This window comes from Psychromonas sp. SR45-3, assembly GCF_014163575.1.
GTDB lineage: Bacteria > Pseudomonadota > Gammaproteobacteria > Enterobacterales > Psychromonadaceae > Psychromonas > Psychromonas arctica.
In genome coordinates, this window is the sequence record NZ_JACJDP010000040.1 from 22,420 (window position 1) to 37,614 (window position 15,195).

Genomic DNA, 15,195 nt, shown 5'->3' on the forward strand with positions numbered 1-15,195 from the left:
TGGCAATGCAAACGGTCAACTGGGAACAACTAACACCTGAACAGCAAGCTCAATTACTTGCTCGCCCTGCAATGGCAGATTCTTCGGGTTTAACCGCTACTGTTTCTGAGATTATTGCTAATATTCGTCAACATGGTGATCAAGCTTTGCTTGATTACACCAAACGTTTTGACAAAATAACTGGTGATAACTTTACCTTAACGCAAACAGATATTGATGCTGCGACGGAACGCCTTGGTAGTGATATAAAAAATGCGATAAAAGTAGCTTACGATCAAGTCGTTAAATTTCACATAGCACAAAAGCAAGATGTCATACGTGTTGAAACAATGCCCGGTGTTGTGTGTGAAATGCATACCCAAGCAATTGAATCAGTTGGTTTGTACATTCCTGGTGGCAGTGCGCCATTGCCATCGACGGTGATCATGACCGGTGCGCCTGCACAAATTGCAGGTTGTGCGCGTTTAGTATTGTGTTCACCGCCGCCACTAGCTGATGAAATATTATATGCGGCATCACTATGTGGTGTTAATGAAATCTATTCTGTAGGAGGTGCACAAGCAATTGCAGCATTAGCTTACGGAACAGAGACTATTAAACCGGTAGATAAAATATTTGGCCCTGGCAATTCATTTGTTACTGAAGCTAAACGCCAAGTCAGTAACGACTTTGCAGGTGCTGCGATTGATATGCCAGCAGGCCCTTCTGAAGTATTAGTAATTGCCGATAAAGATGCAGATCCTGCTTTTATTGCTTCTGACCTACTATCTCAAGCTGAACATGGTCATGATTCGCAAACTATTCTAGTGACCCCATGTGCAAAGATTGCTGAGCAAACGGGCATTGAAATAGCGAGTCAACTAGCCGTTTTAGAGCGTCGTGAAATCGCTGAGAAAGCAATTGCCAACAGTGTCAGTATTGTGTGTAAAGATCTTGAACAAGCGGTTGCTATCTCGAATCGTTATGCACCAGAACATTTGATTGTACAAACTGAACAACCAAGAGCAATACAACCAATGCTGAAAAACGCAGGGTCTATTTTCTTGGGTGCATGGACGCCAGAATCAGTCGGTGATTATGCAAGTGGTACTAATCATGTATTACCAACTTACGGTTACACTAAAACGTATTCAAGTTTAGGCTTAGCTGATTTTGTTAAACGTTATACCGTACAAGAGTTAACACAGGAAGGTTTACGTAATTTAGCCCCTGCGGTAACTTGTTTGGCTGCTGCTGAAGGGTTAACAGCGCATAAGCGTGCAGTTACAATCCGTATGGAAAAACTAGATCAGCAATAGGTCATTTATTAGGTCAATCAATAGATCATGTAATCGCCTGAGTAGTCAGTTATATAACGACTCAGGCAATATTTAGGGAAGAATCATCGATGAGTACTATCCAACAGCTTGCGAGAAAAACAGTGCAAGCTTTAACACCTTATCTTTCTGCTCGCCGTATTGGTGGTCGTGGTGATGTTTGGCTTAATGCTAACGAAGCACCCGATTGCAGTATCTACCAACTTGATTCATCAAATCTAAATCGTTACCCAGAATTCCAACCTCCTCAAATCATTAATGCATACGCTGCTTATTCAAAGCTCAATAGTAATCAGATACTCACTACACGTGGTGCTGATGAAAGTATTGAAGTATTAATTAGAACGTTTTGTGAAGCTGAAGTGGACAGTATTTTAATATGCCCTCCCACTTACGGTATGTATGCAATCAGTGCAGAAACCTGTGGTGTAGGTGTTGAGCAAGTTGCATTACAGGCTAATTTTGATGTTGACTATGATGCCGTTGAAGCAGCCGTATTAGCATCAAACGGACGTATTAAAATTGTATTTTTATGCGCCCCTAATAATCCAACCGGTAATATGCTAGATAAACAAAAACTGGCTAAATTATTATCTGCTACGGCGGGTAAAGCGTTGATCGTAGCCGATGAAGCTTATATCGAATTTTGTCCTGAATTAAGCCAAACGGACCTGATTGCTGACCATGAAAACTTAGTGATCACCAGAACCTTATCTAAAGCTTTTGCATTAGCCTCGATTCGCTGTGGTTTTACCTTAGCACAACCATCAGTCATTGAGATGTTGGGCAAAGTGATTGCACCTTACCCTGTACCAGGCCCTGTGGCACAAATTGCTGCACAAGCTTTGTCAGATGAAGGTCTTGAAATCATGCGCGATCGCGTTGTAGTGCTAAATAATAACCGTCAAGTTTTAGCCAATGCAGTCCGAAAATTAGACTGTGTGACTGAAGTATTTCCAACCACTGGTAACTTCTTATTAGTGCGTTTTACTGATTCAGCTAAAGTATTCCAAGCGTTTGCTGACGATGGAATCATCATGCGAGATTTTGCAAACAAACCTCGCTTAGAAAATTGTGTTCGTATCACCATTGGTAACAGTGATGAAATGAGCAAAACATTAAAGACATTAAACTCACTGTAGGAAACCAAAATGAGTACACAAAAATTTCTATTCATCGACCGCGATGGAACGTTAATTGATGAGCCTATTAGTGATAAACAGGTCGATAGCCTTGAGAAGCTCGTGTTTGAACCGTATGTCATTCCCAGTTTATTAACGCTGCAAGATGCAGGTTATGTTCTTGTGATTGTCTCAAACCAAGATGGTTTAGGCACTGCTAGCTACCCACAAAGTGATTTTGATATTCCACAGAATAAAATGATGGAAATATTTGCATCACAGGGTGTTAAATTTGAATCAACATTGCTATGTCCTCATTTCCCAGAGGACAACTGTAGTTGTCGTAAACCACATTTAGGTATGGTCAAAGAATATTTACAATCTGGCCGTATCGATCATAAAAATTCTTATGTTATTGGCGATCGCCATACTGATATCGGCCTTGCAGAAAATATGGGCATTACAGGTATTCTTTACAACAAAGAAACACTTGGTTGGAAAAAAATTGTTCATCAATTAACAAGCCGTGGTCGTACTGCTTCTGTAACACGCACCACTAAAGAAACAGACATCAATGTATTTGTTGATTTAGATACAACGGGTGAAAATAAAATTGATACAGGTATGGGGTTCTTTGATCACATGTTAGATCAAATTGCTACCCATGCTGGATTCCAAATGAACGTTAGTGTTAAAGGTGACTTACATATTGATGACCACCACAGCGTAGAAGATACTGCATTAGCACTGGGTGAAGCATTAGATAAAGCGCTAGGTGATAAACGTGGTATTGGCCGTTTTGGTTTTGTATTGCCAATGGATGAGACTAAAGCGAGTTGTACATTAGACTTGTCAGGGCGCCCTTTCCTTAAATTTAAAGCTGATTTCCCACGTGAATTAGTGGGGACAATGTCAACAGAAATGGTTGAGCATTTTTTCTATTCACTAGCACAAGCAATGCGAGCTACTATTCATTTAGAAGTTGAAAATGGCAATGCTCATCATATGGTGGAAGGTTTGTTTAAAACATTTGGCCGTACTCTGCGTCAAAGTATACAAATCATTGGTACTGATTTGCCATCAAGTAAAGGTGTTTTATGATCGTTATTATTGATACTGGTTGCGCTAACTTATCATCAGTGAGATTTGCTATTGAGCGTTTAGGGTACGAAGTTACCGTTAGTAAAGATCCTGCTATTTTACAACAGGCTGATAAACTATTTCTGCCCGGTGTTGGTACTGCAAAAGAAGCGATGGCGAACTTAATTGAACGCAACTTAGTTGATGAAATTAAAAAGTTAACTCAACCAGTTTTAGGCATCTGTTTAGGTATGCAAATGCTTGCGCAAGGTAGCGAAGAAGGTTTTGGCGATCAATCAATGATAGATACATTAGGCTTGGTTGACGGTTTTGTTGAAAAAATGGATGTGGCCCCTTTGCGTTCTCCTCACATGGGCTGGAATCAAATCACGCCTAAATTAGACGAACCATTGTTCAAAGACATTCCGGCAGGCAGTTACTTTTATTTCGTACACAGTTATGCGTTACCTGTTAACGAAAACACCATCGCAAGTTGTGAATATGGTTCACCGTTTACAGCAGCAGTAAATAAAGAAAATTTTTACGGTGTACAATTTCACCCGGAGCGCTCAGGAAAAGCAGGCGCTCAATTAATCAAAAACTTTTTGGAGCTTTAATATGATTATCCCAGCACTTGATCTTATCGATGGTAAAGTTGTGCGATTATACCAAGGTGATTACGATCAAAAAACGGTATACAGCGATGATCCACAAAGCTTATACACTATTTACAATGAACAAGGCGCTAACTGGTTACACCTTGTAGATTTAGATGGCGCTAAAGATATTACTAAACGTCAATTAACTGTGATTGAAAGTTTGATTAAGAATACGCCAGCTAAAGTACAGATTGGTGGTGGTGTTCGCACAGAAGAAGACGTTAAAGGTTTATTAGATGCCGGCGCTCATCGAGTTGTTATCGGTTCAACTGCAGTTAAAGAGCCAGAAATGGTTGCGGGTTGGATGGAAAAATACGGGCCAGAACATATTGTGTTGGCACTTGATATTAATATCGATGCACAAGGTAATAAAATTGTTGCTGTATCTGGTTGGCAAGAAGACAGTGGCCAGACAATTGAATCGTTATTAGAAATCTACTTAAAAGTGGGTTTAAAGCATGTTCTGTGTACTGACATCTCTAAAGATGGCACTCTGACAGGCTCTAATGTTGATTTATACAAAGAGATGGTGGTGGCTTTTCCAAGTGTTTCCTGGCAAGCATCAGGTGGTATCGGTTCACTTGACGATATTGCAGATGTTGCTCGCTCAGGCGCTCAAGGAATGATTGTAGGTCGTGCGTTACTGGAAGGTAAGTTTACGGTCGCAGAAGCAATAAACTGTTGGCAGAACGCTTAATAACACTGGATAGCTTGTTTTAATATAAAACAACATATCAATAAATAAAAAATAGCGATTGAAGTTTATAACCTTCAATCGCTATTTTTTAACAAGCAACCTAAAATATTTAATCGCTAACCTAAATATTAGTTGCTAGTTGGTAATACCCAATCTTTACGCGCAAAATGACACGTGTAACCATCTGGTAATCGTTGTAAATAATCTTGATGTTCAGGCTCTGCTTCCCAGAAATCCCCTGCAGGTTCGACTTCTGTCACAACCGGTCCTGGCCATAAACCTGATGCATTAACATCAGCTATGGTTCTTATCGACTCTTGTAACTGACTTTCCGACGTGTAATAAATAGCGGAACGATAAGAAGCCCCTAAGTCATTACCTTGTCTGAACTTTGTAGAGGGATCGTGTATTTGAAAAAAGAACTCGAGTAACTTTCTAAAACTAATTTCTTTATTATCAAATGCAATTTCAATACCTTCAGCATGTGTACCGTGGTCTCTATAGGTTGCATTTGCAACATCTCCACCCGTATAACCGACTCTAGTTGTTTCTACACCGGGTAATTGACGGATTAAATCCTGCATTCCCCAAAAACAACCACCTGCTAGCACTGCGACTTCTTTACTCATTATGAATCCTAATATGTACTGAATAGTAATAAGAGTATAAATATACCTAATATTTTAATCGCTTTATACAAAGAATAAAAATCAGATAGTTATTTAACCTCAATTCTGGTTAATGGAAGCGGAATTATATTCCAAATCATAAAGTTATTCTTTTCGCTATACAGTGCCGCTAGTTTTGCGTAGTCCAAGGCGAATTATTGAAGCAATAACTGGTTATTGAGAAATAATTTAACGAAGAAATCTGAGGAAATAGCGGTGTTGTATCGCTTTGCTTATCCAGAACTGAGGTTGTTTAATAAAAAACCGAATCTGAATTCGGCTTTTTCATGTTTAATTTTTTATTATTAACTCAAGTTATTTTATTGTTAAATCAGTTACTTTCTTGCGACTAAATGAACTGTACTGATTGAACGTTCTAAAAACGCACCTTCACAGTAAGCAAAGTAATATAACCAAAGGCGTTTAAACTGTTCATCATAACCAAATTGCGTTAATTCAGTCCAAGAATTAAGAAAACTGCTACGCCAATCTGCAAGCGTTTTGGCATAATCCAATCCAATATCATGTAACCCTTCAATCACCATTTCGCTACTTTCAGTTAATTGTTCTGATAGCACATTAACGGACGGTAAAAAGCCACCAGGGAAAATATAACGTTGAATAAAGTCGACATTGTTTTTGTAGTGTTCAAATCGTTGGTCAGCAATAGTTATTGATTGAATTAATAGTTTCCCGCCCTCTTTCAAACGGTCATTACATTGTTCAAAAAAACTAGGTAAAAACTCATAACCCACCGCTTCAATCATTTCAATGGAAACAACTTTATCGAAAGAGCCTGTTAACTCGCGATAATCTTTCTTCAATAAAGTGATTTTATGTTCAAGGTTTAAGGCTTTCACTCGTTGTTCTGCATATTCATACTGGGCATCGGAAATGGTAGTTGTCGTTACTTTACAACCAAAGTTTTGAGCTGCATAAATGGCTAATCCGCCCCAACCAGTGCCTATCTCTAATAAATGATCGTCCTTGGTCAAAGACAAACGTTCACATATCGTTTTTAACTTATAAAGCTGGGCATATTCCAATGAAGTTGTCGGCGAAGGATATATCGCTGATGAGTACATCATTTGAGGGTCAAGAAAACGTGTATATAACTCATTACCGAGATCATAGTGAGCCAATATATTTCGCTTTGAACCTGATTGTGTATTTCTATTTTGCCAGTGGGTGATGGCATTTTTAATTTTATTGAAAACAGATTTTTTGGATTCTAATTTATCCGTTTGTTGTTGAGCTTTTGCAAATATTCGAATCACGTTGGTTAGATTTGGACTGCTCCACTTACCTGCAATAAATGCCTCTGCGACACCAATACTTCCACCTTTTACAAAGTCTTTATAAACACTCATGTCATGGATATGAATTTTGCCTTTTATAATATCCAATTTGTTATCTAATTGAATCTGTTCTGGAAAAAACTGACTATGCGATGCCTCTACTAATTCTAATTGTCCATAGCTAAGCTTTGAAAATACAGAATGGACTAAATGACGACAACGTTTATCAAACCAACTCGTCGTATTTTGTGTACCAACACTTTGTATTTCTTCCATTAAATTCTCCTAAAAACTGTTTAGCAATGTTGTTAACTGATTTTTTGATAACCGACAAAAGGTATTCGTTTAATGAATAATCTTAGAGCTTGCCAATAAATACTCGTCACTATCTTGACCGTCATGATAGGTAACTGACTCCATACCCCGACAATATTACGTGTAGTAAAAGCCTGTCTTTTTAATATTAAACTGGCTTCGAATAACTTGTCGACTTCGCCTGATTGAGAGTTCGTACGTTTGTTCTCTATTTTCACCAGTAATTTATCGTTATCTATTTGCGGTGCTTTAATGTGCCAGGTGTAAGTCATGTCTAAATCCATAAATGGCGACACTTGGAACACTTTATCTGTAACCTTAGGTTTATCTTGTTGTAACAAATCAACCCAATAATAATGTCGTTCATTCCATGGTGTATTACTTACTTCAGCTAACATTTGCGTACATTGTTGTTGTTTATCGTAACAAAAATAAAAATTGACTGGGCTAAAATAAAGACCAAAACATCTGACTTGAACCACCATCAGGATCCGCTCTATCTCATTGTAACCCCCTAATTGCATTACTTTATTCTTAATACGTCGAGACAATGTATCTGGTTCACTTCTTAAGTAATCTTTTTCAACAAAACGCAACGGATGATACCAAGAAAATCCAAATACACCGCGATCGCATGGTGATTGTTCAATCTCATCTACATCTAACGCCAACATATATAAGCTCGCATTGAAGCTATGTTTTTTGGGATGAAAACGTTTATGAATAACATGGCCAACGTAAATGGCATTGTGACTAAACGGTAACAAACTAGACATGGTTAATCCTTGTTCGGCAAATGATGATTCTGGGCCGTTATTATTGATTAAGCTTTGTTAATCTGTTTTATCTGCAAAAGCGTCAAGGTAACAATCAAATCGTTTTGCGACTTCAACAGCGCTTCTAACTCCATCTTCATGGAAACCATTATGCCAATATGCACCCGCGAAATGTGTTTGATTACGCCCACAAATAAGATCTCTTTGTCGTTGTGCTCGAATAGATTCAGAAGAAAAAATAGGATGGTGATAAGTAAATTCTCTTAAAATCTTTGTTGGGTCGATATCTTGCTTTGGGTTCAAGGTGACGCAAAAAGTATGATCACTTTTTAGGCCCTGTAAGATGTTCATGTTGTAGGTCACACTCGCGGCTTTTTCTCGGTCTTGGCTTAATTGGTAATTCCAACTTGCCCAAGCTAATTCTCTATCGGGCAATAAACTGATATCCGTATGAAGGATCACTGAGTTTTCACTGTATGGCATTGAAGAGAGTAACGATTCTTCATCCTCTGTTGCGTCAAGTAGCAAAGCTAAAGCCTGATCGGAATGACATGCAATAACAACTTCATCGAAAGTTTGTACAATAGTTTGCTTATTACTGGTTGAGTCATTCGACGTATCATTAACAAAATGTAGATGTATTTTATTATCTTGTCGGGTAATACCAGTGATATTTGCATTTAAATGTAGTCGATCTTTAAACGCTTCAATAAGTGGTGTTATATAACTTCTAGAACCATTGGGTACAACATACCATTGTGGTCTATCAGCAATATTGAGTAGACCATGATGGTGAAAAAACTGCACGAAAAAGCGAAACTCAAACTCTTCCATTTGTGCTAACGAACTAGACCAAATGGCAGCACCCATTGGTAAAATATAATGTTCAGCAAAAAAATCACTAAACTTATTATCGTTTAGAAATTCACCAAGCGTTAAACCGGGTAAATAGGTGTCATGTTCAAAGATAGACTTACAAATTTTATTAAAACGTAAAATTTCTTTTACTAATATCCAAAATGTTGGTTTGAGTAAATTGCTTCTTTGTGCAAACAGTGAATTTAAGTTGTGTCCGTTATATTCCAAACCGGTTTGACAGTTATGCACTGAAAAACTCATTTCTGTCGCTTGTTTACCAATTCCTATTTCATCTAACAGTGCTAAATAATTAGGGTATGTTTTATCATTGAAAACAATGAACCCCGTATCGATAACATAGGGTTTTCCATCCTTTTCAATATCTACCGTGGCCGTGTGGCCTCCAATATAATCATTTTTTTCAAACACAGTTACCTTGTGTTTTTTAGATAATAAATAAGCAGCGGTCAAACCTGAAATACCAGAGCCAATAATTGCAATATTTTTCATTAATTTTGATCTCTCATGATGATTTTTTGCCAGATACTTGTTGGCAATAAGCTAAAGAACTTGAGCAATAAAGTAAGACGTTTCGGAAAATGGGCATATTTTTTACGTTGGTTAATGGCATTAATTATTTTTGTTGCTGCCACTTTACTGGTTAATAAAAATGGCATCGTAAAGTCGTTTTTATAAGTTAAAGGAGTCTTGATAAAACCAGGGTGTACCAAAGTGACATCAATTTCTTCTTTAGCTAAATCGAGGCGTAAGCTATTAGCCAAGTAATCAATACCGGCTTTTGATGCACCATAGGCTTCACTTCTAGGAAAAGGCACGATAGTTGCGCTGGAACTTATAAATACAACTTGGCCCCCCGGTTTCACCTTAGGTAAAAAGTACTCTAGCAACCAACCTAATGAGATTAAGTTGGTAGTCACGACATCGGCAAAAAGTTCACCGTCAAATTGTTTCGCATTGTCAATATAACGACAATTTCCTGCATTCAAAATTAATATATCTAGAAACTCGATAGATTCAGCATAAGCTGCAACCTCTGATTTAATAGTCATATCAAATGCACAGGTTTTGTAGGCTATTTTTTGCATCTTCTGTAGCTGTAACTCGTTCCTACCACAAGCAATAACTTCTTCGCCAAGTTCACTGTATTGCTCAAAAAGTGCATGTCCGATACCGGATGTGGCACCAGTAATGAGTATCCTTTTATTCGCCATTATTTAGCCGCCTTATTTTTTATCCAGCTTACGATTCGACCAAATAGAGGAAGCTGTTCGTACAACATTGCACCAAGGTCTAAATAATCACGATGATAGATAACCTTTCCTTTTTTTGCACATAGGTGTGAGCTACCAAACACACTAACTATTTTACCTTTATTTAATTTGGGATGCTGATACCTCATTTCCCAATATATAGCCGCTTGATTTGGCTGAGCGATGACATTATTTATCTTAAAATCACAACTGCTTAAGTTTTGGTACATATTTTCAAAGTACTGGTGTAAATTTTCTAAACCATTTATTTCATGGATAGGATCGATAAAGGTCACTTGTTGATCATAAGTTGATGCCAGTAAACTCAAGTTATCGGCAGATAGATTTTGATACACTTCCATGAAGGTACATAACCAGTCAGGGTGAGGGGAAAAATAAGGTAAATGGCCAGGATTACCAGTTGATATATTGGCTTGAGACAGATCTGACAGTGAATCCTTTGCAACTACTAAGCTTTCTTTTTCAGACACATTTTGTTGTTGAGTAGTATCTAAACTTTGCTCATCTTGAGTGACAGCATCAGCTTGTTGTGCATCCGATTCACAGGCTTGCGATTTTAATTGTTGTTCGTCTAATTGTTGATCGTTCATTATATTTACCGTCATCAAAATAACACTAAAGAAATAAAAGCAACTGTTGCCAATATACGGCTGTTACAAATAAAATAGAGTGTTGTACGTGAATAAACTAAATCAACTATATATCCGTTATTAAAACCTACTGTAATCTGACAACCTAAAACATCTAACATTGCATTACCGCAATCACGACATTACCAAGTATTTAGCTTACATATTGATATGCTTTACATATCAATACTCTAGTATTTCTTAAATTATATCTTCTAGCATAATGATTTAGTGTGATTTATAAAAAGCTAAAGCATTTAATCTGGCTTCTTTATGATCCACAATCGCAGGCCAATAAATAGATAAGTGATGTTGCTTAATATATTTATGTGGAAAGTGAATTTGCTTGTCAGGTATTTTGCTTAGCTCTGGTATATATTTACGTATGAACGTTCCTTTAGGATCAAACCTTTCACTCTGTGTGATCGGATTAAAAATTCTAAAATAAGGTTGTGCATCACAGCCAGTGCTAGATGCCCATTGCCAACCACCATTATTGGAAGCTAAATCACCATCAATAAGATGTTGCATAAAGTACTTTTCACCTAAACGCCAATCAATCAATAGATGTTTTGTGAGAAAACTAGCAACCACCATACGTAAACGATTATGCATCCAACCGGTTTGATTTAACTGGCGCATTGCAGCATCAACTAATGGATACCCTGTTTTACCTTCACACCACGCATTAAAAAGATCCTGATCATAAGGCCAAACTGATTGATGGTATTTGTCATTAAAACATTGGTGCTTGCAAAGCCGCGGTTGATCAAACATCAAATGACGGTAGAACTCTCGCCAAATTATTTCATTTAACCAACAAAACTCTTCACTATCGCTTGAGATTAAGATGTCTGGAAATTTGTTTAATAATGAATGCAATACATAATTAGGGCTTAATACACCTGCAGCTAAATAGGGTGAAAGGCCACTGGTGCCTTTTATTGATGGAACATCTCGGTTGCTTTTATAGCGGGATATTTTGTCTCTATAAAACTGTGGCATTGCCTGTTTCATGACTACATTGACTAATGGCCATTTGTTAGAGATAGAATCAGATCCTTTGTTTTGCTGCGATTCCTTTACCTGTCCACTCTTGATCGTTTGACTATTGGTAATAGCAGTCGCGTCCCCAAGATAATTAAAACCAAATTCACGAATATGAGTTAACCAAGCACGCTTAAAGGGGGTAAATACTTTATACATTTGACCAGACTGATTCAGTACTTTGCCTTTCGGTACAATAACATCAGCTTCAAATAGTGTTAATGGAATCCCCTGTTCAGAGCAAGCAAGATCTCGCAGTTGCTCATTAACTTCCAGTTCACTATTAGCGATTACATTAGTAATATTATTTTTTTGACAATAATGTTTCAGGTAATCGACTTGCGCATTAAAATCATCAACAGTAACAATTGATAAATGTATATGTAACAGGGCTAATTCACTTACTAAAGCCTGTGCATGACGTTTTATAAAGTCAATTTTGATGGCTGACCAATGATGGGACAACCATTGTGGCTCGGATATAAAGAAAATAGCTTCAGCTGGCGTGTTAGAACCTGATTGGTTAATGAAATACTGCAATGCAGGGTTATCATTAGTTCTTAAGTCGTTGCGAAACCAAAGTAGTTTTGAAGGTGTTACATTAGTCGTGCTGTGCAGCGAAGCAGGTGCTAGTGCCGAGTTAGAAGTTGGAGTATGAGATGAAGTTGGCAAAGAAGAGGAAGACAAAATAATTCCTTTTAACATTCAAAATGATTAATTGTCCTTCGAAAGAAGGACAATGCTGTGTTCTTAATTAGATCTGCATAGTAATTGTTTATAATTATTAGTACGCGTATCTAAGGCGCAAACTGTCAGGATAAGGCGACAAGTAAGACTGCCCTTTTAAGTAATCTTTTGGATACTGTAGTAAATAGTGATTAATTAATGTTAACGGTGCAATTAAAGGCAACAAACCTAATCGATAACCATCTATCTGTTCACATAATTCTTTACGTTGCGGAGCCTCTAAATGCTTAGAGAAATAGCCCTGAATGTGAGTCAATGTGTTGACATGGTTTTTACGTGTTGCCGGGATTTTTAATGCATCCATTAACCCTGAAATATACTGTGATGCTTTTTCAGCCAGAGGCAAGTCAACATCTGCAAGTAATTGACCTAATTTTTTATAGGCCACTAGGTTATGACTCATGACGGTATATTTGTAATGGCTGTGAAATGTCGTTAACTTATGCTTTGTTAAACCAGAATCACTGACCATTTGCCAATGTTTGTAGGCATAAATACGCGCTACAAAATTTTCTCTGATGTGCATATCATTGAGTCGACCATTTTCTTCACAAGGTAACAGCGGGTTAGCTTCCATGATCTCTTTTGCAAAGGCACCAATACCGTCTGACGTCAGTGAATTTCCTTCCGGTGTATATACTTTAACGCGCTCCATTCCACAGGTTGGGCTTTTTGCACAAAAAACGTAACCACTTAAATGCTTTGTCATTTCGGCTACTTTTTTACCGTAAGCCTGTAAGGCTTCTGTTACATCGCCACTTCCATCTGGTCTTGAAATGGTGATCATGTCATCTTTTTTAATCTGGCGAATAGTTGGTCTTGGGATCGGTAAGCCGATTGCAACTTCAGGGCAAAATGACTCGTATTGAACGTGTTCGCCAAGTCCATCAATACAAAAACGTGATGGTTTATTGCTCGCATCAAAACGAACTTTTTGACCAATTAAACAAGCACTGATGCCAATTTTGATATCTTCTTTTTCAACTGAATAAATCATTATTCACTCCATGAACTAATAATGAGAGTTGCTAACCTATTTACCTATTTACCTATTTACCTATTTAAGTAATAGTCTATTAAAACAGGTAATTAGCAACTTACAATGTAACCTAAAAGGTAATAAACACTTAATATATAAAACTGCCAATCGGGTTAAGTAGTTTATTAATGCCTTGTGTGAAATGTAAGGCGTCATTGGCAACCGTGTAACATAAACACCCCTTTTCAGAGATTGGATTATGGGTAAAACTACCGTCTAACATAATAAAGTCGCCTTTGTGATACTCACCTCTGTCGTCACTAAATGATCCATCTAATAAAACTGTTAATTCAAAGCCTTTATGGGTATGTTCTGGTACACCACCCCCTGGATTAATGTGCAATAAGTTTGAATGGATTTCATTTTCATCTAATTGCAGACGTGCTCTTGAAAGCTTACCAATATTAGCCGCTTTGCCCATAGAAATGTTATTAAGAGCACTCGGTAGCGTATAAGATTTATCTTTAAAAATGACCTGCTTCGGCATTACTTCTGCAAAAGTGTCAATGTCATTTGAGTCAGTAATATCATCGATCATAGAATCAAAAAAATCATCGTCAGTAATATCACTTTCAAAATCAAGCTTACTCAACTCATTTAGAAGAGGATTACTTAATTCATCAAAGCTGCGCTCTGCAAGTTGCTCAGTTAGTTGAGCGATTTTTTGTTGGCACACAGAACATAGTTCAGCATGTAATGTAATACCTATGGATAATGAAGCTGGCAACTCACCATTAACATAAGACTGAATTAATTCGAATTTAGGATGGTGTTTAATCATGCTCTTCTCCTAATTGCACTTTCATTTTGACCAAGGCCAAACGTAATCTAGATTTGATAGTGCCTAATGGTAAATTAAGATGGGTAGCGAGTTGTTCTTGTGACATTTCCATTAAATAAAAGCCTTTTACAACTTCTTGCTGTGTAACTGGTAATGCTTCAATGACTCGTAACAATTGCTTATTTTCAAGGTGATCTTCATAGCTATGATCTTCAGTGACTGCATTTTCAGCAATCGGCCAAATATCATCACTTAGATTATCTTCGCGGTTATTTTTAATTTTTCGTAGTAGGTCAAAAGTAACATTACGCATCACCGTATAAACCCATGTAGTTGCAGCACCTTTATTGGCATCAAATAAATGAGCCTTACGCCAAACATTGCTCATGGTATCTTGTACAACTTCATGAGCTTGTGCTTCATTAGGAAATTTACTGCGCGCAATACGCTGAATTTTAGGTGCAAAAAACTTAAACAAATGCGTAAATGAAATTTTACATCGATTTTCTGCTACTTCTTTTAGCCACTCACAGAGTTGAGTGTGATCTGTATTTTCTGTCATATGAGTAGATTTAACATGACTGACTTGCATTGGCAATTTAGTTTGAACAGCTACCATAATTAATTCTCAATTTTGGACTCTGCATACTAATACGCAGGTAAATTAAAAATGGATCAGCTTTTAATTAAAATAATTGAAGCAATATAGTTAACAGGAAAATTTTTTGCGGAATTTATGTGGATAATTGAACCAGCTATTGAACATAAAGTGAATAAAAATCAAAAACGAGTAAATCAATCTACGAGAATCCTATGATTTTATTATTAATTCAATTCTCTTATCTTCAATTCAATTCAATTCTTTAATTCAA

15 protein-coding genes are annotated in these 15,195 nt (G+C 37.2%); 5 read left to right on the forward strand and 10 right to left on the reverse strand.

The features are described from left to right. Window positions 1–5: 5 nt before the first annotated feature. The 5 genes from hisD to hisA all read left to right on the forward strand — a co-directional run bounded on the left by hisD (window position 6) and on the right by hisA (window position 4,873). Window positions 6–1,298 (forward strand): histidinol dehydrogenase, encoded by a 1,293-nt coding sequence (gene hisD / locus H5084_RS16275; RefSeq protein ID WP_028867931.1) that lies wholly within the window; start codon window positions 6–8, stop codon window positions 1,296–1,298. Between the two features lie 89 nt (window positions 1,299–1,387). Beyond that, a complete protein-coding gene (gene hisC, locus H5084_RS16280; RefSeq protein ID WP_028867932.1) occupies window positions 1,388–2,458 on the forward strand; it encodes a histidinol-phosphate transaminase in 1,071 nt (356 codons plus the stop codon). A 9-nt stretch (window positions 2,459–2,467) separates the two neighbouring features. Continuing rightward, complete coding sequence (hisB, locus tag H5084_RS16285) at window positions 2,468–3,538, forward strand: bifunctional histidinol-phosphatase/imidazoleglycerol-phosphate dehydratase HisB (RefSeq protein ID WP_182691527.1); 1,071 nt, start codon at window positions 2,468–2,470, stop codon at window positions 3,536–3,538. After that, window positions 3,535–4,134 carry an imidazole glycerol phosphate synthase subunit HisH gene (gene hisH / locus H5084_RS16290; RefSeq protein ID WP_182691529.1) on the forward strand — a complete coding sequence of 200 codons (600 nt, stop codon included), beginning with the start codon at window positions 3,535–3,537 and terminating at the stop codon, window positions 4,132–4,134. The genes hisB and hisH overlap by 4 nt, the downstream gene beginning before the upstream one ends. A gap of 1 nt (window position 4,135) precedes the next feature. Continuing rightward, window positions 4,136–4,873 carry a 1-(5-phosphoribosyl)-5-[(5-phosphoribosylamino)methylideneamino]imidazole-4-carboxamide isomerase gene (gene hisA / locus H5084_RS16295; protein WP_028867935.1) on the forward strand — a complete coding sequence of 246 codons (738 nt, stop codon included), beginning with the start codon at window positions 4,136–4,138 and terminating at the stop codon, window positions 4,871–4,873. A gap of 128 nt (window positions 4,874–5,001) precedes the next feature. Here the strand turns inward: hisA and msrA are convergent, their stop codons facing one another. The 10 genes from msrA to H5084_RS16345 form a co-directional block, all read right to left on the reverse strand. Beyond that, complete coding sequence (gene msrA, locus H5084_RS16300) at window positions 5,002–5,502, reverse strand: peptide-methionine (S)-S-oxide reductase MsrA (RefSeq protein WP_182691531.1); 501 nt, start codon at window positions 5,500–5,502, stop codon at window positions 5,002–5,004. A gap of 374 nt (window positions 5,503–5,876) precedes the next feature. Then, window positions 5,877–7,115, reverse strand: coding sequence for a cyclopropane-fatty-acyl-phospholipid synthase family protein (locus H5084_RS16305; RefSeq protein WP_182691533.1), 1,239 nt, complete (start codon window positions 7,113–7,115; stop codon window positions 5,877–5,879). Window positions 7,116–7,147: 32 nt separating this feature from the next. Beyond that, complete coding sequence (locus H5084_RS16310; RefSeq protein WP_182691535.1) at window positions 7,148–7,930, reverse strand: DUF1365 domain-containing protein; 783 nt, start codon at window positions 7,928–7,930, stop codon at window positions 7,148–7,150. Window positions 7,931–7,987: 57 nt separating this feature from the next. Beyond that, on the reverse strand, window positions 7,988–9,298 hold the full coding sequence (locus tag H5084_RS16315; protein ID WP_182691537.1) for an NAD(P)/FAD-dependent oxidoreductase: 1,311 nt from the start codon (window positions 9,296–9,298) through the stop codon (window positions 7,988–7,990). Beyond that, a complete protein-coding gene (locus tag H5084_RS16320) occupies window positions 9,298–10,020 on the reverse strand; it encodes an SDR family NAD(P)-dependent oxidoreductase (RefSeq protein WP_182691539.1) in 723 nt (240 codons plus the stop codon). The genes H5084_RS16315 and H5084_RS16320 overlap by 1 nt, the downstream gene beginning before the upstream one ends. Next, window positions 10,020–10,670, reverse strand: a complete 651-nt coding sequence (locus H5084_RS19835; protein WP_259396866.1) for a nuclear transport factor 2 family protein — start codon at window positions 10,668–10,670, stop codon at window positions 10,020–10,022. The genes H5084_RS16320 and H5084_RS19835 overlap by 1 nt, the downstream gene beginning before the upstream one ends. Window positions 10,671–10,937: 267 nt before the next feature. Beyond that, window positions 10,938–12,374, reverse strand: a complete 1,437-nt coding sequence (phrB, locus tag H5084_RS16330; protein ID WP_409077642.1) for a deoxyribodipyrimidine photo-lyase — start codon at window positions 12,372–12,374, stop codon at window positions 10,938–10,940. A gap of 166 nt (window positions 12,375–12,540) precedes the next feature. After that, window positions 12,541–13,500: a DUF523 and DUF1722 domain-containing protein gene (locus tag H5084_RS16335; protein ID WP_182691543.1), complete on the reverse strand. Its 960-nt coding sequence runs from the start codon at window positions 13,498–13,500 to the stop codon at window positions 12,541–12,543. A gap of 130 nt (window positions 13,501–13,630) precedes the next feature. Next, window positions 13,631–14,323, reverse strand: a complete 693-nt coding sequence (locus H5084_RS16340) for a ChrR family anti-sigma-E factor (protein ID WP_182691545.1) — start codon at window positions 14,321–14,323, stop codon at window positions 13,631–13,633. Continuing rightward, window positions 14,316–14,942 (reverse strand): sigma-70 family RNA polymerase sigma factor, encoded by a 627-nt coding sequence (locus tag H5084_RS16345; RefSeq protein ID WP_182691547.1) that lies wholly within the window; start codon window positions 14,940–14,942, stop codon window positions 14,316–14,318. Before H5084_RS16345 ends, H5084_RS16340 begins: the two co-directional genes overlap by 8 nt. Between the last annotated feature and the right edge of the window lie 253 nt (window positions 14,943–15,195).

What these genes read in the sequence shown, in the direction of transcription:
- hisD (WP_028867931.1), top strand. Translation starts at nt 6, where the DNA reads ATGCAAACGGTCAACTGGGAACAACTAACACCTGAACAGCAAGCTCAA.
- hisC (WP_028867932.1), top strand. Translation starts at nt 1,388, where the DNA reads ATGAGTACTATCCAACAGCTTGCGAGAAAAACAGTGCAAGCTTTAACA.
- hisB (WP_182691527.1), top strand. Translation starts at nt 2,468, where the DNA reads ATGAGTACACAAAAATTTCTATTCATCGACCGCGATGGAACGTTAATT.
- hisH (WP_182691529.1), top strand. Translation starts at nt 3,535, where the DNA reads ATGATCGTTATTATTGATACTGGTTGCGCTAACTTATCATCAGTGAGA.
- hisA (WP_028867935.1), top strand. Translation starts at nt 4,136, where the DNA reads ATGATTATCCCAGCACTTGATCTTATCGATGGTAAAGTTGTGCGATTA.
- msrA (WP_182691531.1), bottom strand. Translation starts at nt 5,502, where the DNA reads ATGAGTAAAGAAGTCGCAGTGCTAGCAGGTGGTTGTTTTTGGGGAATG.
- H5084_RS16305 (WP_182691533.1), bottom strand. Translation starts at nt 7,115, where the DNA reads ATGGAAGAAATACAAAGTGTTGGTACACAAAATACGACGAGTTGGTTT.
- H5084_RS16310 (WP_182691535.1), bottom strand. Translation starts at nt 7,930, where the DNA reads ATGTCTAGTTTGTTACCGTTTAGTCACAATGCCATTTACGTTGGCCAT.
- H5084_RS16315 (WP_182691537.1), bottom strand. Translation starts at nt 9,298, where the DNA reads ATGAAAAATATTGCAATTATTGGCTCTGGTATTTCAGGTTTGACCGCT.
- H5084_RS16320 (WP_182691539.1), bottom strand. Translation starts at nt 10,020, where the DNA reads ATGGCGAATAAAAGGATACTCATTACTGGTGCCACATCCGGTATCGGA.
- H5084_RS19835 (WP_259396866.1), bottom strand. Translation starts at nt 10,670, where the DNA reads ATGAACGATCAACAATTAGACGAACAACAATTAAAATCGCAAGCCTGT.
- H5084_RS16335 (WP_182691543.1), bottom strand. Translation starts at nt 13,500, where the DNA reads ATGATTTATTCAGTTGAAAAAGAAGATATCAAAATTGGCATCAGTGCT.
- H5084_RS16340 (WP_182691545.1), bottom strand. Translation starts at nt 14,323, where the DNA reads ATGATTAAACACCATCCTAAATTCGAATTAATTCAGTCTTATGTTAAT.
- H5084_RS16345 (WP_182691547.1), bottom strand. Translation starts at nt 14,942, where the DNA reads ATGGTAGCTGTTCAAACTAAATTGCCAATGCAAGTCAGTCATGTTAAA.